The 19,640-nt window shown below is 71.5% G+C and carries 20 protein-coding genes and 1 tRNA gene; 12 read left to right on the top strand and 9 right to left on the bottom strand.

Annotated features, from left to right (window positions below; genetic code table 11):
• Position 1: 1 nt before the first annotated feature.
• The 3 genes from AC5L35_RS09145 to AC5L35_RS09135 form a co-directional block, all read right to left on the bottom strand.
• Positions 2 to 1,423, bottom strand: coding sequence for a dihydrolipoyl dehydrogenase family protein (locus AC5L35_RS09145; protein ID WP_495059114.1), 1,422 nt, complete (start codon positions 1,421 to 1,423; stop codon positions 2 to 4).
• Positions 1,420 to 2,079, bottom strand: coding sequence for an NAD(P)H-binding protein (locus AC5L35_RS09140; protein ID WP_495059113.1), 660 nt, complete (start codon positions 2,077 to 2,079; stop codon positions 1,420 to 1,422). The genes AC5L35_RS09145 and AC5L35_RS09140 overlap by 4 nt, the downstream gene beginning before the upstream one ends.
• Positions 2,080 to 2,166: 87 nt before the next feature.
• Positions 2,167 to 2,634: a DUF4442 domain-containing protein gene (locus AC5L35_RS09135; RefSeq protein WP_495059112.1), complete on the bottom strand. Its 468-nt coding sequence runs from the start codon at positions 2,632 to 2,634 to the stop codon at positions 2,167 to 2,169.
• Positions 2,635 to 2,864: 230 nt separating this feature from the next.
• Between AC5L35_RS09135 and AC5L35_RS09130 the strand changes: the two genes are divergently transcribed.
• From AC5L35_RS09130 to AC5L35_RS09120, 3 genes are read left to right on the top strand one after another with little or no spacing between them, the layout of a single operon-like run.
• On the top strand, positions 2,865 to 3,893 hold the full coding sequence (locus AC5L35_RS09130; protein WP_495059111.1) for an NAD(P)-dependent alcohol dehydrogenase: 1,029 nt from the start codon (positions 2,865 to 2,867) through the stop codon (positions 3,891 to 3,893).
• A gap of 45 nt (positions 3,894 to 3,938) precedes the next feature.
• Positions 3,939 to 5,003: an amidohydrolase family protein gene (locus tag AC5L35_RS09125; RefSeq protein WP_495059110.1), complete on the top strand. Its 1,065-nt coding sequence runs from the start codon at positions 3,939 to 3,941 to the stop codon at positions 5,001 to 5,003.
• Positions 5,003 to 5,731: an iron-sulfur cluster assembly protein gene (locus tag AC5L35_RS09120; protein WP_495059109.1), complete on the top strand. Its 729-nt coding sequence runs from the start codon at positions 5,003 to 5,005 to the stop codon at positions 5,729 to 5,731. The genes AC5L35_RS09125 and AC5L35_RS09120 overlap by 1 nt, the downstream gene beginning before the upstream one ends.
• Positions 5,732 to 5,806: 75 nt before the next feature.
• On the opposite strand, the gene AC5L35_RS09115 is transcribed toward AC5L35_RS09120, so the two are convergent.
• Both AC5L35_RS09115 and AC5L35_RS09110 read right to left on the bottom strand, forming a co-directional pair.
• Entirely contained in the window at positions 5,807 to 6,256 is a 450-nt protein-coding gene (locus tag AC5L35_RS09115; RefSeq protein WP_495059108.1) for a cytochrome P450, read from the bottom strand.
• A 189-nt stretch (positions 6,257 to 6,445) separates the two neighbouring features.
• Positions 6,446 to 7,684, bottom strand: a complete 1,239-nt coding sequence (locus AC5L35_RS09110) for an acyl-CoA thioester hydrolase/BAAT C-terminal domain-containing protein (RefSeq protein ID WP_495059107.1) — start codon at positions 7,682 to 7,684, stop codon at positions 6,446 to 6,448.
• Between the two features lie 99 nt (positions 7,685 to 7,783).
• Here AC5L35_RS09110 and AC5L35_RS09105 point away from each other — a divergent pair, with 99 nt between their 5' ends.
• A complete protein-coding gene (locus tag AC5L35_RS09105; protein ID WP_495059106.1) occupies positions 7,784 to 8,479 on the top strand; it encodes a haloacid dehalogenase type II in 696 nt (231 codons plus the stop codon).
• 17 nt (positions 8,480 to 8,496) lie between these two features.
• Here AC5L35_RS09105 and AC5L35_RS09100 read toward each other — a convergent pair whose 3' ends face one another.
• Both AC5L35_RS09100 and AC5L35_RS09095 read right to left on the bottom strand, forming a co-directional pair.
• Positions 8,497 to 9,213: a class I SAM-dependent methyltransferase gene (locus AC5L35_RS09100; RefSeq protein ID WP_495059105.1), complete on the bottom strand. Its 717-nt coding sequence runs from the start codon at positions 9,211 to 9,213 to the stop codon at positions 8,497 to 8,499.
• A 177-nt stretch (positions 9,214 to 9,390) separates the two neighbouring features.
• Complete coding sequence (locus tag AC5L35_RS09095) at positions 9,391 to 10,509, bottom strand: 5-methyltetrahydropteroyltriglutamate--homocysteine S-methyltransferase (protein ID WP_495059104.1); 1,119 nt, start codon at positions 10,507 to 10,509, stop codon at positions 9,391 to 9,393.
• Between the two features lie 93 nt (positions 10,510 to 10,602).
• On the opposite strand from AC5L35_RS09095, the gene AC5L35_RS09090 reads away from it, so the two are divergent.
• Positions 10,603 to 11,442: an LLM class F420-dependent oxidoreductase gene (locus tag AC5L35_RS09090; RefSeq protein WP_495059103.1), complete on the top strand. Its 840-nt coding sequence runs from the start codon at positions 10,603 to 10,605 to the stop codon at positions 11,440 to 11,442.
• A 3-nt stretch (positions 11,443 to 11,445) separates the two neighbouring features.
• On the opposite strand, the gene AC5L35_RS09085 is transcribed toward AC5L35_RS09090, so the two are convergent.
• The gene (locus AC5L35_RS09085; protein ID WP_495059102.1) at positions 11,446 to 12,216 is read right to left on the bottom strand and encodes an IclR family transcriptional regulator; all 771 of its coding nucleotides are present in this window, start codon (positions 12,214 to 12,216) and stop codon (positions 11,446 to 11,448) included.
• Positions 12,217 to 12,278: 62 nt separating this feature from the next.
• On the opposite strand from AC5L35_RS09085, the gene AC5L35_RS09080 reads away from it, so the two are divergent.
• Complete coding sequence (locus tag AC5L35_RS09080; RefSeq protein WP_495059101.1) at positions 12,279 to 12,521, top strand: DUF2630 family protein; 243 nt, start codon at positions 12,279 to 12,281, stop codon at positions 12,519 to 12,521.
• A 50-nt stretch (positions 12,522 to 12,571) separates the two neighbouring features.
• On the top strand, positions 12,572 to 13,237 hold the full coding sequence (locus AC5L35_RS09075) for a nucleoside/nucleotide kinase family protein (RefSeq protein ID WP_495059100.1): 666 nt from the start codon (positions 12,572 to 12,574) through the stop codon (positions 13,235 to 13,237).
• 3 nt (positions 13,238 to 13,240) lie between these two features.
• On the opposite strand, the gene AC5L35_RS09070 is transcribed toward AC5L35_RS09075, so the two are convergent.
• Positions 13,241 to 13,323 (bottom strand) — tRNA-Leu (locus AC5L35_RS09070).
• A 132-nt stretch (positions 13,324 to 13,455) separates the two neighbouring features.
• On the opposite strand from AC5L35_RS09070, the gene AC5L35_RS09065 reads away from it, so the two are divergent.
• The 5 genes from AC5L35_RS09065 to AC5L35_RS09045 all read left to right on the top strand — a co-directional run bounded on the left by AC5L35_RS09065 (position 13,456) and on the right by AC5L35_RS09045 (position 19,593).
• Positions 13,456 to 14,736 (top strand): FHA domain-containing protein, encoded by a 1,281-nt coding sequence (locus tag AC5L35_RS09065; protein ID WP_495059099.1) that lies wholly within the window; start codon positions 13,456 to 13,458, stop codon positions 14,734 to 14,736.
• A gap of 58 nt (positions 14,737 to 14,794) precedes the next feature.
• Positions 14,795 to 15,250, top strand: a complete 456-nt coding sequence (locus tag AC5L35_RS09060) for an FHA domain-containing protein FhaB/FipA (RefSeq protein ID WP_169395592.1) — start codon at positions 14,795 to 14,797, stop codon at positions 15,248 to 15,250.
• 91 nt (positions 15,251 to 15,341) lie between these two features.
• Positions 15,342 to 16,685 (top strand): PP2C family protein-serine/threonine phosphatase, encoded by a 1,344-nt coding sequence (locus AC5L35_RS09055; protein WP_495059098.1) that lies wholly within the window; start codon positions 15,342 to 15,344, stop codon positions 16,683 to 16,685.
• On the top strand, positions 16,685 to 18,124 hold the full coding sequence (locus AC5L35_RS09050; protein WP_495059097.1) for an FtsW/RodA/SpoVE family cell cycle protein: 1,440 nt from the start codon (positions 16,685 to 16,687) through the stop codon (positions 18,122 to 18,124). The genes AC5L35_RS09055 and AC5L35_RS09050 overlap by 1 nt, the downstream gene beginning before the upstream one ends.
• On the top strand, positions 18,121 to 19,593 hold the full coding sequence (locus AC5L35_RS09045) for a peptidoglycan D,D-transpeptidase FtsI family protein (protein ID WP_495059096.1): 1,473 nt from the start codon (positions 18,121 to 18,123) through the stop codon (positions 19,591 to 19,593). The genes AC5L35_RS09050 and AC5L35_RS09045 overlap by 4 nt, the downstream gene beginning before the upstream one ends.
• Positions 19,594 to 19,640 lie beyond the last annotated feature (47 nt).

Here is a 19,640-nt window from a genome sequence, read left to right as displayed (position 1 = left end):
CTCAGCCGAGCTTGCGGTAGGCCTCCAGCAGGCGCAGCCACACCTCGTTCATCGTGGGATAGGCCGGGACCGCGTGCCAGAGCCGGCCCATCGGCACCTCACCCACGACCGCGATGGTGGCCGCGTGGACCATCTCGGCCACGTCCTGGCCCACGAACGTCGCGCCCACCAGTACGCCGCGCCCCTCGTCGACCACGAGCCGGGCCGCCCCGTCGTAGCCGTCGGCCTGCAGTGACGACCCGCCCACGGCGATCGGGATGTCGACCACGCGGACGTCGATCCCGGCGGCCCTGGCCTCCTCCTCGGTGCGCCCCACCGCGGCCACCTCCGGATCGGTGAACACCACCTGCGGCACCGCGACGTGGTCGGCGGTGGCGGCGTGCTCACCCCACGGCCCCAGATCGAGCTCCTCGCCGATCGAGCGGGCTCCGATGACGGCCCCGACGATCCGGGCGGCGTACTTGCCCTGGTGGGTCAACGGCGCCCGGCCCGTGACGTCGCCGGCGGCGTAGAGCCATTCCCCCTCGACACCCTGGACCAGCCCGGAGTCGTCGACGGTGAGCGGCTTCCCCGGCTCCAGCCCGACGGCGTCGACCCCCACGGAGTCGGTGTTCGGGCGCCGGCCGGTGGCGAGCAGCAGCTCGTCGACCGTGACCGAGGTGTTTCCGAGGTGCATCTCGATGGCGTCGCCGGCAGGCGAGACGGAGTCGAGCCCCTGTTCCAGACGCAGGTCGATGCCCTCCTCGCGCAGCGCGGCAGCCACCCGATCCCCGGCGAACCGTTCGAGCCCCGCCAGCAGACGCGGCCCGTGCTGCACGAGCGTCACCTGCGAACCGAGCCGCTGGTACGCCTGGGCCAGCTCACATCCGACGACCCCACCGCCCACCACCCCCAACCTGGCCGGGATCTCCTTGGCCGAGGTGGCATCGCGGGAGCCCCACGTGCGCACGGTCTCCAGGCCGGGCACCGGCGGCACGACCGGGACGCTCCCGGTGCACAGCACGACGGCACGGCGGGCGGTGAGCGTCTCGGTACCGACGGTCGCGCCCTCGACCGCGACGGTGCGCTCACCCGTCAGCCGGGCGGTGCCGCGCACGACGGCGATGCCTGCGCCCGTCGCCCACTGCACCTGGCTCTCGTCGTTCCAGTCGTGGGCGAAGGAGTCGCGGCGGGCGAGCACGGCGGCGGGGTCGAAGTCGGCCGTCGTGCCGGGCAGCCTGCGAACCGCGGCTACGGCGTGGCCGGTGCGCAGCAGCGCCTTCGACGGCATGCACGCCCAGTACGAGCACTCCCCGCCGAGCAGCTCGGACTCCACGATCGCGGCCGAGAGCCCCGCACGCATCGCGTAGTCGGCGACGTTCTCACCGATCGCGCCGCCACCGACGACGACCACGTCGAAGGTCCGGCCCGACGCCTCGCTCATGCCGACACCGCCGCGATGGCCTCGTGCACTTCGTCATCGCCCTCGCGCAGCTCCAGAACCTTCCCGATGGTGCCAGGGGCGTCGAGGAGCGCGGCGAGCACGGCGGCGGTGTCGTCGCGGGTGACGTCCGCGCGGTCGACGGGCGGCGGGGCGAGCAGCACGCGCCCGGTGCCCGGGTCGTCGGTCAGGCGGCCGGGGCGCAGGATCGTCCAGTCCAGGTCGGTGGCCTTCAGGGCCTCCTCGGCGGCCTTCTTCGCCCGCACGTAGGCCGCCCAGACCTCGTCGGTGCCGGGTGCGAGTGTCTCGTCCACCCCCGTGGAGGAGACCAGCAGGTACCGCCGGACACCGGCCAGCCGCGCCGCCTCGGCGAGCAGTTCGGCAGCTGCCCGGTCGACGGTGTCCTTGCGCGCGACGCCACTGCCCGGCCCGGCGCCCGCGGCGAACACCACCGCGTCGGCGCCCGTGAGGTGGTCGGTGAGCTCCGCGGCCCTCGCCGACTCCAGGTCGACGACGGCGACGGCCGCACCCGCCTGCTCGAGGTCGGCGCGGTGGTCGGGGTTGCGTACCACCCCCGTGACCACGTCACCGCGGCTCGCCAGCAACGCGGCGACCCGCAAACCGATCTTGCCGTGCGCCCCTGCGATCACCACATGCACAGCAGCGACGCTAGTCGCGCGACCGCCTGGCTGCCGGGCGAGTGCCCCGTCCCGGGTACGGGCTGCCCCCGTTCGTGCCCTGGTGGTTTATGCCGTTGCGTCCCGGCGGTTGGGGCGCAGCGTCCACACCACCGACATCCGGGTGGTCTCGATGCCGTCCTCGCCCGTGATCACGACGGTGACCGCGAACTCCGGCCTGGTCCCCGTGTCGAGGTCGGCGAGCACATCGGCAGCCGGCCGGTCGGGCACGGCGGTGGCGGTGAGCGGTCCGCGGGCGAGCCGCAGGTACCGGATCTCGCTGCTGACGACCAACGGCGTCGCGCGCTCCAGCACGGCCCCGAATGCGGCCATGGAGACGGCACCGGATGCCGTCTCCCCGAGCCCGAAGATCATCGCGGCGTGCGGACCGCCCACGTGGTTACGCAGCTCGGCGGTGTCCGGGAGCCGGACCACCGCACGCTCCGGCGTGACCTCCTCGAACTCCACGCCCACCGTGCGCACCCACGGGACCAGCTGCCCCATCAGCGCGCCGACCCCGCTCGTGTCCGTCGTCACGGCGGTGATGTTACTCGTCGGTAGCACTACCCGACAGGTACGGGGAGCTCCGGTCCACCGGGCCGTAGAGCCCGTCGTCACCCCAGGTCAGGCCCCCGAATCGCAGGTGGACCTGGTCAACCATGTCCGTTTTATCGCTCCGTGGAATAGGCACGGTTGTGACCGCTACGGCCCGGGATTGGGATCGGGATGCGGGTTGGAATCGAGACGACTCCCACGGAGGTATGCCGGTGAAAGCCGTCCGGGTGCACGAGTACCACGTCGATCCCACGATCGACGACATACCGGAACCCAAGCTCGCTGGGCCGCTCGACGTCATCGTGAAGATCGGTGGCGCCGGCGTCTGCCGCACCGACCTGCACATCCTCGAAGGGCAGTGGGCCGAGGCGATGAGCCCCGAACTGCCCTATGTCATCGGCCACGAGAACGCCGGCTGGGTGCACGAGGTGGGCGAGGGCGTCACGAACGTCGCTGTCGGCGACACGGTGATCCTGCACCCACAGCCGTCCTGCGGGCTCTGCCTGGCCTGCCGCGCGGGCCGCGACATGCAGTGCGAGAACGCGTTCTTCCCCGGGCTGTCCGACAACGACGGCGGCATGGCCGAGTACCTGCGCACCACCGCCAGGGCGTGCGTGAAGCTCAACCCCGACACCAACCCCGCCGACGTCGCCGCGCTCGCCGACGCCGGCATCACCGCCTACCACGCCGTGCGCAAGGCCGTGCCCCTGCTCTACCCGGGCACGACGGCCGTGGTGCAGGGCGCGGGCGGGCTCGGCCACATCGGCATCCAGGCGCTGGCCGCGCTCACCGCCACCCGCATCGTGGTGGTCGACCGCAACCCCGATGCGCTGGCGCTGGCCAAGCAGATCGGCGCCGACGAGACCGTGCTGGCCGACGGCAACCACGTCGAGGCCGTGAAGGACCTGACGGGCGGCAACGGCGCGAACGTCGTGTTCGACTTCGTGGCCGAACAGGGCGCGGAGAACGACGGGTGGCAGATGACCGCGCCCGCCGGTTCGGATTTCATCATCGGGTACGGCGGCGAACTGCGAATTCCGACGCTCGACTTCGTCGGCGGCGAGAAGAACGTCATCGGCAACATCGTCGGCACCTACAACGACCTCGCCGAACTGATGGTCCTGGCCCAGGCCGGGAAGGTCACCCTGCACACCAAGCAGTACCCCCTCGATGCGGCGCTCGACGCCCTCCACGATCTCGACGCCGGCCGTGTCCGCGGTCGCGCGATTCTCGTTCCGTAGCAACTCGACACAACAGCTGGTCCGCACCGACGCGAAAGGCCCACCATGTACGAGAAGGACGGCGAGAAGTACTTCATCGTTGATTCGCACATCCACTACTGGGACGCCAGCCGGGAGAACTGGAAGCCGGGAGCCGAGGAGTACGCGAAGGGCTGGATCGACTGCTTCTACGGCTACCACCAGCTCGGCCCGCCCGAGACCCACTGGGACTACGAGAAGTACCTGAAGGTCACTCCCGAGGACTTCGAGCGCGACATCTTCACCGAGGGCCACGTCGACCACGCGATCTTCCAGTCGACCTACCTCAAGGAGTGGTACACCACCGGCTTCAACACGGCCGCCAAGAACGCCGAGATGCTCGAGAAGTACGGCGACCGCCTCATCGTCAACGGCCGGTTCGACCCGCGTGACGGCGAGGCCGGAATGGCCGAGCTCGAGGCCGACGCCGAGAAGTACAACCTCAAGGGCGTAAAGCTCTACACCGCGGAATGGAACAACGGCTCCCGGGGCTGGAAGCTCACCGACCCCGAGTCCTACCGGTTCCTGGAGAAGTGCCAGGAGCTCGGGATCAAGAACGTCCACGTCCACAAGGGCCCCACGATCTGGCCGTTGAACAAGGACGCGTTCGACGTGGCCGACGTGGACCAGACCGCCACCGACTTCACCGACCTGAACTTCATCGTCGAGCACGTCGGCCTGCCGCGCATCGAGGACTTCTGCTTCATGGCGGTGCAGGAGCCCAACGTCTACGCGGGCCTGTCGGTGGTGATCGGCGGGCTGATGCACGCGCGGCCGAAGTTCTTCGCCAAGGTCATCGGTGAGCTGATGTTCTGGGTCGGCGAGGACAAGATGCTCTACGGCGGCGACTACAACATCTGGGTGCCGAAGTGGCAGGTCGAAGGGTTCGTCGACTGGCAGATGCCCGACGACGAGGCCTTCACCGACTACGCGAAGCTCACCACCGAGACGAAGAAGAAGATCCTCGGGCTCAACGCCGCGCGGCTCTACGACATCCCGGTTCCCGCCGAGCTGCAGCTCGCCACCACGGCAGGCGAGGACCTGCAGCCGGGTGAGGAGCTGGTCAAGGACGTCGCGGGGGCGCAGGCGTGATGCGGTGCCCACCCGGTTCCGAGCTTCGGGACGCGGTGTGGGCCGCGCTGGGGACGGTGCTCGACCCGGAGCTGGACGAGCCCATCACCGAGCTCGACTTCATCGAGTCGTGCACCGTCTCCGAGCACGCCGCCGTTCCCGGGCACGGCACGCCCGAGGTCGTGGCGACGGTCGTCCTGCGGCTGCCCACGTTCTTCTGCGCCCCGAACTTCTCGTTCCTGATGGTCGCCGACGCGTTCGACGCGGTGGCGGCGGTCCCCGGGGTGACACGGGCGGACGTGACGCTGGCCGACCACCACGCCTCGTCGGAGATCAACGGCGGGGTGGCTGCCCAGGCGGGGTTCGTCGGGTCGTTCGGGGAGGAGGCAGGTGCGGAGCTCGACGAGCTTCGTCAGCAGTTCCTCCGCAAGGCGGCGCTCGCCGGCCAGGACCGGGTCGCCCGGCCCCTGGTCGACGCCGGTGCCGGTCCCGACGAGCTCGCGGCACTGACCCTCGGGTCGGTGCCGCCGTCCCCGGAGCTGGACCGGCTCCGCGAGCGGCGCGCGGCGATCGGGATGGCGCACGACGACGACGCTCCGCTGCTCGTCCAGGCCGACGGCAGCCGGGTCACGGCCGCCCAGGTGCCTCTGCACCTGCGGCGGGCGCGGTTGCAGCGGATCGGGATCGAGACGAACGGGGAGTACTGCAAGAGCCTGCTGAAGACGAGGTACGCGGACGCAGTGCACTAGCCGGCGGTGGGCCGGGCCGGTGATCCAGCGGGGTGGCATCACGACGTTGCGGCGTCGGGATGCCACCCCGCTCTTTCACGTCACGGTGACGCGAAGCGTGCGGAAGCCGCGGAGGATGTTGTGCAGGACCGGTTCGGCCTCCACGATCTCGAACCGCCGGACCCGCTCGGCCGGCGCGGTGAAGATGGCGAGCATCTCCATCCGGGCGAGGTTCATTCCCACACACGCGTGCGGCCCGGCACCGAACGCGAGGTGGTCGCCCGGTCGGCGCTGCACGTCGAACCGGTCGGGATCCGCGTACCTGCGCTCATCGCGGCTGCCCGACCCGTAGAGCACGATGGCCCGTGAGCCCGCCGGCAGTACGACGGCCACCGGGAGCGCGAACATCTCGTACTTCGGCAACCACACGGCGGGGCCCGCGTCGCGAAGTGCCCGGTATCCGGGCCACGGATCCAGGAGGGCGGCGTCGCTGTAAAGATCGTAGTCGGACCACGGGGCCGAATCGATTTCATTGCTGGTCGTCACGCTCGTTCTCCTCGTCGCCGGTGGCCTTTCGATCCACAGTCACCGTCCGCGACACACGGCGTCCACGACGGGGAGCCCATGATTTCGGCCCTCGGAAACAATATTCATCGCAATCCTCCGGAACTTCCCACGGAAAACGGAAGAAAGCCGGAAAACGCGGTCGGGCAGCGGACGCTTCAGGAAGTCCGGTCAGCTCAGCGCGCCGGCCAGGAAGCGTTGCGCGGCCTGCCACGTCGCGCGTTGGCCGGACGCGTTGCCTTCCGGGGTGCCGCCGGAGATCAGGCCGAGGTTGCGGTCGACGGTGGCGGGTGTGCCGGGCAGCCCGCAGAAGTGCCCGGCGCCGGGCAGCACCAGCAACTCGTCGTCCTCCGCGACGCCCGCGCGGGTGCCCCGGCGCAGGGCGATCCGCTCCGCCATCTCCACCGACGGCCACATGGCGTCGGCGTCGCCCGCCACGACCAGCATCGGCGCGTGGATCCGCTCCACCGGGATGGTCGAGCGGGCAACCGCACCGACGTCGCGGCGGCTGCGGGCGTACATGTCGTGCAGCCGCAGCGCGCCGCTGTACCGAGGCCCGCTCAGCCTGCGCAGCACCGCGTGTTTCACGACCTGCCCCAGCAGGCGCTCGCCGTGCATCGGCAGCCAGGGCAGTTCTCTCCCACCGCGCGCGAGCGCGGCGTGCCTCGGCGGTACCCCACCGGCGCCGAGCGCCTGCCACACCACGTCGGTCGGCGCGACGGCCACCACGGCCCGGACGGGGGGTGCGTCCGGCTCGGCCAGCGCCGACAGCGCGAGACCGACCCCCACCGACTGCGCCCAGACCGCGATGCGATGCGGGTCGGCCTCCGGGAACTCCGCAAGCGCCCGGCCGAGCACCTCGACCGGGATCCGGTCCATGGCGGGCGGCAGGCCCGGTTCCTGCATGTAGGCGAGCACGGCGGCCGCGTAGCCGTGGGAGGCCAGCAGGGCGGCCCGCGGCGCGACTGCCGCCGCGCCGGTCGAGCCCCCGACGACCAGCACCCCGGGCAGCGGCGCCGATGCGCCCCGGGGCACGTACACCTGCAGCCGCCAGCCGTCGCCGGAACGGCTGTGCCGGTCGACGTCGCGCAGGCACAGCCGCTCGGCCCGGGTCTGCGCCGAGAATCCGTAACCGAATGCCTCCGCCGTCACCGTCCACCCGGGAATCGGATTCGTGAAGGTGACGGACGGGGCGTCGCCGTCGTCCGGTTCCATGCTCGAGAACGGGAAATCACCATCGCCCACGGCGAGTGTGCCGTCCGCGCGAATCGGATAGGTGCCCTCGGACCGCCAGCGCCGGCCCGCGGCGTCGGTGGTGGTCAGCCGCAACCGGAGCGGCAGACCCGTCGACGCCCCCTCGACGTGCCACGACACGGGTTCGTCGACGAGGCCGCGTTCCGGTTCGGCCACGAGTCGCACCCCGCCAAACTTGCAGCAAAGCCACTTTCCTGCAACGAGGTCGCCTGAACGTGGCTTTGCTGCAATGGGATCGGGGTTAGGGTCGGTTCCGTGGATGTTCGCGCGCTCGTGTTCGACGTCTTCGGCACAGTGGTGGACTGGCGCTCCGGGGTGGCGGGCGAGGTCGCACGGCTGCTCGGCGAGGAGGTGGACGCCGAGGCGTTCGCCGACGAGTGGCGAGGCCGGTACCGCCCGTCCATGGACCGCGTGCGCCGCGGCGAGCTGCCGTGGACCCCGCTCGACGCCCTGCACCGCGCCTCCCTCGACGACGTGCTCGACGACTTCGGTGTGGGCGAGGCATCGGAAGCGACCCGTACCGAACTGGTGCTCGCCTGGCACCGGCTGCCGGCGTGGCCCGACTCCGTCGACGGCCTGACGCGGCTGAAGCGCCGCCACATCATCGCCACCCTCTCCAACGGCAACGTGGCGCTGCTGGTGGACATGGCGAAGCACGCAGGCCTGCCGTGGGACACGGTGCTCTCGGCCGAGCTGTTCGGCCACTACAAGCGCGACGCCGAGGTCTACGACGGCGCCGTACGGCTGCTCAGCCTGCCGCCGGAGCAGGTGCTGATGGTCGCCGCCCACGTCGACGACCTCGCCGCCGCCCGGTCGCGGGGCCTGCGCACGGCCTACGTCCACCGGCCACTCGAACGCGGGCCGCAGGCACCCCCGCCCCCGGCGGCCGACCCGGACGCCGACCTGACCGTCGGGTCGCTGACCGAACTGGCCGACAGCCTCGGCGTCTGAGGGTCGGCGTCCGAGAATCAGGGACTGGCCGTGAGCACCCGGAAGACGTTGTCGAGGCGGTAGCCGCCGTCGGCCGTCCGGTGCTCCGCGAGCCGGGCGAGCACGGCCCGGCGGACGGCGGGTTCCCCCGCCCGTGCGGACGCGCGGCGCCCGATCCCGGACGCGAGCAGCGGCCCGAGCACCGCGTCCGCGTCGGGGTAGCGGAACGGGCAGACGACCTCGTCGAACACCTCGACCGTCAGGCCGGCGAGCGCGACGAGCTTGCGCAGGCGGCCGGGCTCGGTGAGCGGCGCGGGGCCGGCTGGCGCCGCCCGCGGCGGCAACCACGGTGCGAGCGCCTCGCCGAACGCGCGCACGTCGCACTCCTCCTCACGCCCCCACACCGTGACGACGACGGCCGACCCCACGCGGGCCGCCGAGCGCAGCACGGCGAGCGGGTTGGTGACGTGGGGGAGCAGTTGCACGGCAGCCACGACGTCGAACGGGCCGGCGGGCGGGTCGTGCGCATCGCCGACCCGGAAGTCGCCTTCGGGCACCGCGGTGGCGGCAGCGGCGACGGCGGAGCGGTCGACGTCCAGGCCGGTCACCACGGCTCCGCGGTCGGCGGCCGCCCTGGCGAAGGCCCCGGTCCCGCAGCCGAGGTCGAGCAGCGTGGTGCCCCTGCCGATCCCGGCCGCCTCCAGTGCCAGCGCATGCAGGGGCGCGCCCCAGCCGCGCGGACCCTCGTCGGACACGGCCGTGAGGCTAGTGCGGTGGCCACGAACGTGCCGGGTTGATCGCGGGATCCAGGTGGTTCCTCGCAAGGCGCCGCCCGCAGCTCATACCGGGGTATTCGCCAGGGCGGCAACGCCGCGAGGGGCCGCCTGGGCCCGCGAGGAACTCGGTAAACGTTTGTGGCCGCCGCACTAGCGTCAGCCCCAGACGTCCTGCGCCACCTCGACGATCAGGCGCAGCTTCGCCACCTGCTCGTCCTGCGTGAGGGAGTTGCCCTCGACGGTGGAGGAGAAGCCGCATTGCGGGGAGAGGCAGAGCTGGTCCAGCGGCACGTACTTGGACGCCTCGTCGATGCGCCGTTTCAACGTGTCGGCGTCCTCGAGCTCGCCGCGCTTGGTGGTGACGAGCCCGAGCACCACCTGCTTGCCCGGCGGCACGAACCGCAGCGGGGCGAACCCGCCGGAGCGCTCGTCGTCGAACTCGCAGAAGAAGCCGTCGACGTCCAGCTCGCCGAAGAGGGCCTCGGCCACGAAGTCGTAGCCGCCCTCCGCCGCCCACGAGGAGCGGAAGTTGCCCCGGCACATGTGGGTGGTGATCTTCATCTCGTCCGGCCGCCCGGCGATGGCCGCGTTGATCTGCCGGATGTAGCGCAGGTGGGCGTGGTCGGCGTCCTCGCCCTTCGCGGCCATCTCGGCGCGCTGTGCGGGGTCGTTGAGGTAAGCCAGGCTCGTGTCGTCGAGCTGCAGGTAGCGGCATCCGAGGTCGGCGAGCGCGCGCACCTCGTCGGCGTAGGCAGCGGACAGGTCGGCCCAGAACTCCTCGACGTCCGGGTACACGGTCCTGTCGATGGCGGCCGTCCCGCCGCGGTAGTGGACCATGCTCGGCGACGGGATCGTCAGCTTCGGCACGGCCGTGGTGGTGATCGAGGCGAGGTACTTGTAGTGCTCGGCGAAGATCGGGCACTCCAGGCGCACCTTGTCATGGATGGCGAGCCCGGCCGAGGTGAAGGCGCCCTCGCCCTCGGCGTTCACCATGCGCACGCGGATCTGTTCGTCGGTCTTGCTGATGCCGCCGAGCTGGTAGATGAAGTCCATGTGCCACGACGTGCGGCGGAACTCGCCGTCGGTGGCCGCCTGGAGGCCGATCTCCTCCTGCAGCGCCACCACGTCGCGGATGGCGGTGTCCTCGGCCTCGCGCAGGCCGTCGGCGTCGAGGCTGCCTGCGGCGAACTGCTCCCGCGCCGCGAGGAGTGCCTGCGGACGGAGCAGGCTCCCGACGTGATCGGCCCGGAACGGCGGCTCACTGCGTCGATGCATGGTCGGCAATGTATCGCCAGGGTGGGCGCTCTCGGAGCGTGACCTTCCACATGGTGGAAGACCGCTTCTCCGCCTTCGTGCGAACCTGGCGGGATGGAACACGGCATCGTCACCTTCCTGACCGACTACAGCATCGGCGGCCCGGCCCTGGCCAGAGCCGTGGAGGAGCGCGGTCTCGACGGCCTCTTCCTCACCGAGCACACCCACATCCCGACCAGCCGGGCGACGCCGTGGCCGAACGGGCCGGATCTCGAGCTGCCGCGGCACTACTCGCACACGCTCGACCCGTTCGTCGCGCTCGGGGCGATGGCGGCGGTCACCGACAGGATCACGCTGGGCACGGCCGTCTCGCTGATCCTGCAGCACAACCCGATCGGGCTGGCGAAGGCCGTGGCGAGCGTGGACCACATCGCCGGTGGCCGCGTCGAGCTCGGCGTCGGGCCGGGGTGGAACCGCGAGGAGATGGCCAACCACGGCATCGATCCGCGCACCCGCACCGCGCGGATGCTGGAGCACATCGCGGCGATGCGGGCGATCTGGGAGAACGACGAGGCCGAGTTCCACGGGGAGTTCGTGGACTTCGACCCGCTCTGGTCGTGGCCCAAGCCGGTACGCATCCCCCCGGTCCTGATCGGTGGTGAGGGCCCGACGGTGCTCGACCGCGTGCTGTCGCACGGTGACGGCTGGATGCCGCGCCGGGCGGGGTTGGACGAGATGGACGCGCTCGCCGCGCGGATCACCGAGCTGCGGAGCCGGGCGGCCGACGCGGGCCGCGGGCACATGCTCGTCACCGTCTTCGGCGTCAAGCCCGACCGGAAGGAGATCGAGGCCTACGCCGACGCCGGCGCGGACGGCGTGCTGTTCACGCTGCCTGCCGAGGGGGCCGACACGGTGCTCCCCCTCCTGGACGAGTGGGCCGCACTGGTCGCCTGAGTCTCACTCCGGACGCGGGCCGGCGGCGCCCATCCGGGCCGCCGCGTGCCGCACCACCCGTTCCAGCTCCCAGCGCCGGTCGGCGAACTCGGCACGCGTGACGGAGACGCCGAGCGCTCCCGTGACCTCCCCGCCCGGACCACGGACGGGGGCGGCCACGCCTGCCACGCCGGGCTGGTACTCCTCCACCTCGACGGCGGCACCGTCGGACCGGATCCTCATCAGCTCCCGGTCCAGCGCTCTACGGTCGGCCACCGTGTGCGGGGCGAGCTGGGGCATCCCGGTGCGGGTGATGAGCTCCGCCAGCCGTCCGGGCCGCATGTCGGCGAGCAGCACCTTGCCTGCCGCGATGGCGTGTGGCGCCGTGGGCTCGCCGACGCGCATCGGGTCGGGCCGGGGGTGCTCGGCGCAGTCGTCGACGTACGCCACGACGACGTCGACGTCGCGGAGCACCGCGAGGTAGGCGGCGGCGTCGGCGGCGGTGTGCACCTCGTGGAGGATCGCGCGCACGGACGCGGGCGGGCGCACCTGGTCGGTCAGACCGCGGTGCAGCTCGGCGACGCGGTAGCCGAGCCCGTAGCCGCGCACGTCGTGCAGCCGGACGAGATAGCCCTCCTCCACGAGCGTGCCCAGTGCCCGGTAGACGGTGGGGAGGGGGGCGCCGAGACGGCGGGCGATGGCCTTGGCGGTCACCCCGTCGCCCGCGGCGGCGACCGCCTCGACGACCCGGAGCGCGCGGGTGATCGAGGACCCGGTCGTGCGCGCCGGTGCCACGTGCCCCAGTGTCGGGTAGAACGTGCGTCACGCGCACCTCATCGATGGACGGGGACGACCAGATGAACGACGACGAACTGCACCACCGGATCGACGAGCTGGTGGCCGAGGAGCACCGGTTGGAGCGCGCCCACGTCGGCCAGCCGCTGTCGGAGTCCGAGCACCAGCGCATGGAACAGCTGGGTGTGCAGCTGGACCGCTACTGGGATCTGCTGCGCCAGCGCGACGCCCGCAGGCGAGCCGGGCTGAACCCCGAAGATGCGCAGGAGCGCGCCGGAGACGTGGTCGAGGGCTACCGCCAGTAGACCGCCGGGCGCCCGGTACCACCGCGCGCAGCAACCACGGCGGACATGGGATGCGCCGCAGGCTCCGCTCGGGGAGCATCGACGGTGTGCGGATCACTCCGGTCAGCCCTGACCTCCTCGTCGAGGAGATCACCGACCTCGTGGCGGGCCGGTCCGGCCGCGTGCGGCTCGCGCTGGACGGGCCTCCCCCGTCAGGGCCCGTCGTGCTCGCCGAGCGCGTGGCCGTACAGCTGCGGGCACTCGGGCGCGCCGTGCTGGTCGTGGCGGCCGCCGACTTCCTGCGGCCCGCCTCGGTACGGCTGGAGTACGGACGCGAGGACCCCGACGAGTTCCTCGACGGCTGGCTGGACGAGGCCGGGCTGCGCCGGGAGGTGCTGGGGCCGGCCGGCCCGGACGGTTCCGGGCGGCTGCTGCCCCGGCTGTGGGACACCGCGACGGACCGCGCTTACCGGGACGCGTACACGGACCTCCCGGCCGACGGGGTGGTGGTGATCGCCGGTGCGCTGCTGCTCGGCCGCGGGCTGCCGTTCGACGTGAGCGTGCACCTACGGATGAGCTCTGCAGCCCTGGCTCGCAGCCTTGCCGACGGTGAGCAGTGGACCCTGCCGGCCTACGCCCGCTACGACGTGGAGCGTGATCCGGCGGCAGCAGCCGATCTACTGGTGCTGGCCGACCACCCGGACCGTCCCGCGATCCGACGGGTGGAAAGGAGGTGATTGTGGGCGAGGAGGGAGTTGAACCCTCACGTCCTTACGGACACACGGACCTGAACCGTGCGCGTCTGCCATTCCGCCACTCGCCCTGGCAGGAGGAAAGTTAGCACGCCCCCGGAGGGGTCCGATCAGGGGCCCGGGTCGGTGGGCGTGGCGCCGCTGGCTAGCACAGATACGATCTGCGCTGCCAGCAACACGCCGATGCGAACGGAGGAAGATCGGTGGGCCGCGTGGACAGGTTCGAACGCCGTCTCCAGGGACTGGTGGGCGACGCCTTTGCGCGGGTCTTCGGTGGCAGCGTCGTTCCCCAGGAAGTCATGCAAGCGCTGCTCAGGGAAGCCGAGGACCACATCGAGGAGCTGGTGGGAGGGCGTCTGCTGGCGCCCAACCGCTTCACAGTGCTCCTCAGCCCGTCGGATCTCGATCGCATGGCCGGTGATCGGGAGCAGATCGTGAACTCGCTCTCTGCCTCCGTCACCGAACAACTCGCCGACCAGGGATGGGACACCTACGGCGAGGTCGTAGTCTTTCTGGAGCGCTCCGATGCGCTGCACACGGGACAGTTCCGCACCCGCTCGTCCGTGGACCCCGACGCTTCCCGCCGGGACGCCATCCGAGCACGCGACGCAGGAGAAGCACCCATGAGCCAGCAACCGGGCCACCCCGAGGAGAACGGGCAGTACGGCTACGACCGTGGTGCCCCCGGCGGATACGGGCAGCAGACATACGCCCCGCCCGCCTACGACCAGCGCCAGGGGGGGTACGACCAGGGCGAGCAGCACCCCCAGCAGCCGGGCTACGGCCAGCAGCAGCCGGGCGGCGGCTACCCGCCACAGGGCGGCCACCCCCAGCAGGGTGGCTACGACCAGGGCTACGGGCAGCAGCCGGGTGGCGGCTACCCGCCGCCGCAGCAGGGCGGCGGCTACGGCGGCCAGCAGGGTGGCGGGTACGAGCAGGGCTACGGCCAGCCCGGTCAGCCGGGTCAGCCGGGTCAGCCCGGCTACCCGCCGCAGGGTGGCGGCTACGAGCAGGGCTACGGCCAGCAGGGGTACGCGCAGCCCGGCTACGGACAGCCCGGCTATGGGCAGCCCGGCTACGACGCCGGCTACCAGCAGGGCGGGGGCTACCAGCAGCAGCCCTACGAGCAGGGCTACGACGGCGGCTACGACCAGGGTTACGGCCAGCAGGGCGGCGGCTACGGCGGCTACCAGCAGGGCCTGACCGCGTCGCTCAGCCTCGACGACGGCTCCGGTCGCACCTACGACCTCACCCAGGGCAGCCACGTCATCGGTCGCGGCCAGGATTCCTCGTTCCGGTTACCGGACACCGGCGTGTCGCGACGCCACCTGGAGATCAGCTGGGATGGTCACACCGCCACGCTGACGGATCTTGGTTCCACCAACGGAACCACCGTCAACGGCAACCCTGTGCAGACCTGGCAGCTGAACGACGGCGACGTCATCCGGGTCGGCCACTCGAGCCTCGTCTTCCGCGCCCAGTAGTCGCGCGGACCCGAGCTCGGCAACAAACACCTATCGGAGAGAACGGAGTTCGCCGCGAGTGCCGGAGTTGGTGCTGCAGCTGACCAGGGCGGGCTTCCTCGCCCTCCTCTGGCTGTTCGTGCTTGTCGCGCTCCGGGTGGTGCGCTCCGATCTGTACGCCGCGTCCGGCCTTCGGGCCCTGGTCCCCGGCGGGCGGACCACCACCCGGACCGGGCGCGGACGCACGGCCCGTCAGCTGCTCGTTACGCAGGGAGCGCTGGCGGGGACCCGCGTGTCGCTGGACTCCCGGCCGATCCTCATCGGCCGGGCCGACGACTCGACACTGGTGCTCGACGACGACTACGCCTCCACCCGCCACGCACGCATCGCGATGCAGGGAGACGAGTGGTATGTCGAGGATCTCGGGTCGACGAACGGGACATACCTTGATCGGGCTAAGGTCACCGGACCCACCCGGGTTCCCCTGGGGGTCCCTGTCCGCATCGGCAAGACGGTGATCGAGCTCCGGTCATGAGTCGGCGAACGCTGCACGTGCGCACCCCGGTGTCCGACCGGGGGCGGCCTCGCCGGTCGATCTGCCCCGAACGTATTGGCGGAGCGCTGACATGACGCTGGTCCTGCGCTACTCCGCCCGCAGCGACCGCGGGCTCGTCCGGCAGAACAACCAGGACGCGGTCTACGCCGGGCCACGGTTGCTGGCACTCGCCGACGGGATGGGCGGGCACGCCGCCGGCGAGGTGGCGTCGTCGCTCGTGATCTCGGCGCTGGCGCCGCTCGACGAGGACGACCCCGGCGACGACCTGCTCGCCGAGCTTCGTGACGCCACCGTCGAGGGCAACGCGGCGATCACGCGCCACGTCGCCGACGCCCCCGACCTCGACGGGATGGGCACCACCCTCACGGCCATCCTGTTCGCGGGCTCCCGGCTGGGCCTGGTGCACATCGGTGACTCGCGGGCCTACCAGCTGCGTGAGGGCGTCTTCAGCCAGATCACGAAGGACGACACGTTCGTCCAGTCGTTGATCGACGAGGGCCGCATCACCGAGGAGGAGGCGCACACGCATCCGCAGCGGTCGCTGCTGCTGCGCGCCATCACGGGCCAGGACGTCGACCCCTCGCTGACCGTGCGCGAGGCCCGCGCCGGCGACCGCTACCTGCTGTGCTCCGACGGGCTGTCGGGCGTGGTGAGCGACGAGACGCTGGCCGACACGCTGCAGTCCTACCGCGACCCTCGGGAGTGCGCCGATCGCATGATCGAGCTCGCGCTGCGCGGGGGCGGCCCGGACAACATCACGTGCATCGTCGCGGACGTCGTCGACATCGAGTTCGGTGAGGACGCCCCGATCATCGGCGGGTCGGTGGGCGACGGCAGCGAGGACGGACCACCACCCGACTCGGCAGCCGCCCGCGCCTCCGCCACCACCCTCACCCGCGTGGCACCGCAGCGGGTGCTGGCCGCCACCAAGGCGCCCGCGGCCCGCCGCTCCCGTGTGAAGCTCGTGGTGGGCGTGGTCACGGTGCTCGCGGTGCTGATCGGCGGTGCCGTGCTCGCGCGCATGTGGGTGCTGCAGCAGTACTACGTGAGCGCGGACGCGCAGGAGATCGCGATCTTCCAGGGAGTGCGTGGGGAGGTGCTCGGCATCCCCCTGCACATGGTCGCGGAGCACACCGACATCAAGCTCGACGACCTGCCGGAGGCCGACCGCAGCTCCGTCCGCGCCGGTATCGAGGCCGCCGACGGTCTCTCCGGTGCCCGCGGCGTCGTCGAACGGCTGCGGTCCCGGATGCTGGAGCCCTGCCCGCCGCCTGCGCCACCGCCCCCGCCACCACCACCGCCCCCGGCGGCCGGCCAGGGCCAGCCACCCGTCGCGGGAGCCCCGCCCGTCGACACGACACCGCTGCCGACGCCGGCACCCGAACCCGGAACGACCTGCCGGTTGGTGAGCTGATGGCGGCTCCCGACCTCCGTGCCGAACCGGCGCCGGCCGCGCCGGCGCCACTGCCCACCGGTCGAGGCATCGAGCTGGTACTCCTGGCGTTCGCCGCTGTGCTGGTGACCGGTGCTCTGGTGCTGGTCGAGGCCAACCAGGAGCAGGAACTCACCCGGGTTCTGCTGTTCATCGGGCTCGCGTACCTCGGCCTGTTCACGGTGGCGCACTTCGCCGTCCGCCGGTTCGCCCCGTACGCCGACCCGCTGATCCTGCCGTGCGTGGCGCTCCTCAACGGGCTGGGCCTGGTGATGATCCACCGGCTGGACCTGGCCGAGATCGACCAGGCGCTCGCGCTGGGCAAGGACGCACCCGCCGAGCTCATCGCGCGGCAGATCGCCTGGACCGCCATCGGCGTCGCGTTCTTCGTGGCCGTGCTGTGGGCCGTGCGCGACCACCGCACGCTGGCGCGCTACGGCTACACCGCGGGATTCGCCGGCATCGTCCTGCTGGCGCTGCCGGGCCTGCTGCCGTCGTCGATCTCGGAGGTCAACGGCGCCAAGCTGTGGATCAGGGTCGGACCGGTCGGCATCCAGCCCGGCGAGTTCGCGAAGATCCTGTTGATCGTGTTCTTCGCCGCGTTCCTCGTGCAGAAGCGCGACCTGTTCACGACGGCGGGCCGCCGGTTCCTGGGCATGGAGCTGCCGCGCGCCCGTGACCTCGCGCCGCTGCTGCTCGCGTGGGGCCTGTCCGTCGGCGTGCTCGTGCTCGAGCGCGACCTCGGCACCTCGCTGCTGTTCTTCGGCATCCTGCTGGTGCTGCTCTACGCGGCCACCGAGCGGGTGTCGTGGATGCTCATCGGCCTGACGTTCTTCCTGGGCGGCTGTGTGCTGGCCTACCACCTGTTCGGCCACGTCCGCGTGCGTGTGCAGGTCTGGCTCGACCCCTTCGCCGACTTCAACAACACCGGGTTCCAGATCGGGCAGGCCCTGTTCAGCCTGGGCACCGGGGGCGTGGGCGGCACCGGGCTCGGCGCGGGCCGACCGGATCTCGTCCCGTTCGCCGAGAGCGACTTCATGCTCTCCTCGCTCGGCGAGGAGCTGGGACTGATCGGGTTGGCCGCGATCCTCGTGATCTACCTCGTGCTCATCACCCGCGGGCTGCGGAGTGCGCTGGCGGTGCGGGACAGCTTCGGCAAGCTGCTGGCCACCGGGCTCGCGTTCGCGATCGCCCTGCAGATCTTCATCGTCATCGGCGGGGCGTCGAAGCTGATCCCGCTCACCGGCCTCACGCTGCCCTTCCTGTCCTACGGGGGCTCGTCGCTCGTGGCCAACTACGCGCTCGTGGCGCTCCTGCTGCGGGTCTCCCACGCCGCGCGGGCACCGCTGCCCCGCCGCCCGGCCACCCCCCTGCCGCCGATCGCCGAGGCCGGGACCGAGCTGGTGGAGCGCCCACGGTGAACACTCCGGTCCGGCGGATCGCCATCGCGGTGATGGTGATGATCCTGCTGCTGATGACCAACCTGACCTACGTGCAGGTGGTCAAGGCGAGCGACTACCGCAACGACCCGCGCAACCAGCGGGTGCTGCTCTCCGAGTACTCGCGCAAGCGCGGTCAGATCGAGGCCGACGGCCAGATCCTGGCCAGCAGCGTGGAGACCGACGACAGGCTGCGCTACCAGCGGCAGTACTCGGACGGAAAGGTCTACGGCCCCATCACCGGCTACTACTCGGTGATCTACGGCTCCAGCGGCATCGAGCGCGCCGCCGACTCGGTGCTCAACGGCAGCGACGACCGGCTGTTCGGCCGCAGGCTCTCCGATCTCATCACCGGGCGCGACCCCAGCGGGGGCAACGTGGTGCTCACCCTCGTTCCCGCCGTGCAGGAGGCCGCGTACGACCAGCTGCAGCGCAAGGGGTACGCAGGCTCGGTCGTGGCGATCCGCCCGCAGACCGGCGAGATCCTCGCGATGGTGTCGACCCCGTCGTTCGACCCCAACCCGCTGGCGAGCCACAACTCCGAGCAGCAGAACTCGGCCTGGAAGAGCGACGAGGGCGCCGATCCTCCGGTGCTGATCAACCGGGCGATCTCCGAGACCTATCCGCCCGGCTCCACGTTCAAGCTCATCGACACCGCCGCGGCGCTCAGCAGTGGCCGCTACACGCCGGACAGCCCGCTCACGGCGGCGCCGCGGATCACGCTGCAGGGCACCAACACCACGTTGGAGAACTTCAACGGCAACGCGTGCGGCACCGCGGCCACGGCGAGCCTGAAGGACGCGCTGCAGCGTTCCTGCAACACCGCCTTCGCCCAGCTGGGCGCCGACCTCGGTGAGCAGGCCATCCGCGACCAGGCCAACAAGTTCGGGATCGGTCAGAGCCTCACGATCCCGATGCCGGTGGCTCCTTCCACGATCGGCGAGATCCAGGACACCGCCGCGCTGGAGCAGTCCGCCATCGGTCAGCGGGACGTGGCGCTCACCCCGCTGCAGAACGCGATGATCGTGGCCACGATCGCCAACGGTGGCCAGGTCATGGCCCCGTACCTGATCAAGGAGATCCAGAGCCAGGAGCTCGACCCCGTCGAGACCACCGAGCCGGATCGTCTCGGCCGTGCCATCGATCCCGCCGTGGCGCAGACCCTGACCCAGCTGATGGTCAACAACGAGAACAGCTACTCGGGCGCGGGGAAGATCACCGGCGTGCAGATCGCGGCCAAGACCGGCACGGCCGAGCACGGCAACGATCCCAAGAACACCCCGCCGCACGTCTGGTACGTCGGGTTCGCCCCGGCCGACAACCCGCAGGTGGCCGTCGCCGTGCTGGTGGAGTCCGGCGGCGACCCGAACGACCTGGCGGCCACGGGCGGCGCGGTCGCGGCCCCGATCGGCCGGGCAGTGATCCGCGCCGCGCTCGGGGGTGGGCAGTGAGGCTGCACGCGCACGGCACCGGAGTCACGACGAGCACCAGCGAGGAG

Source organism: Pseudonocardia sp. OZ21, assembly GCF_059359135.1.
Note: the sequence above shows the minus strand (reverse complement) of the source record. Positions and strands in the feature narration are given on the sequence as shown.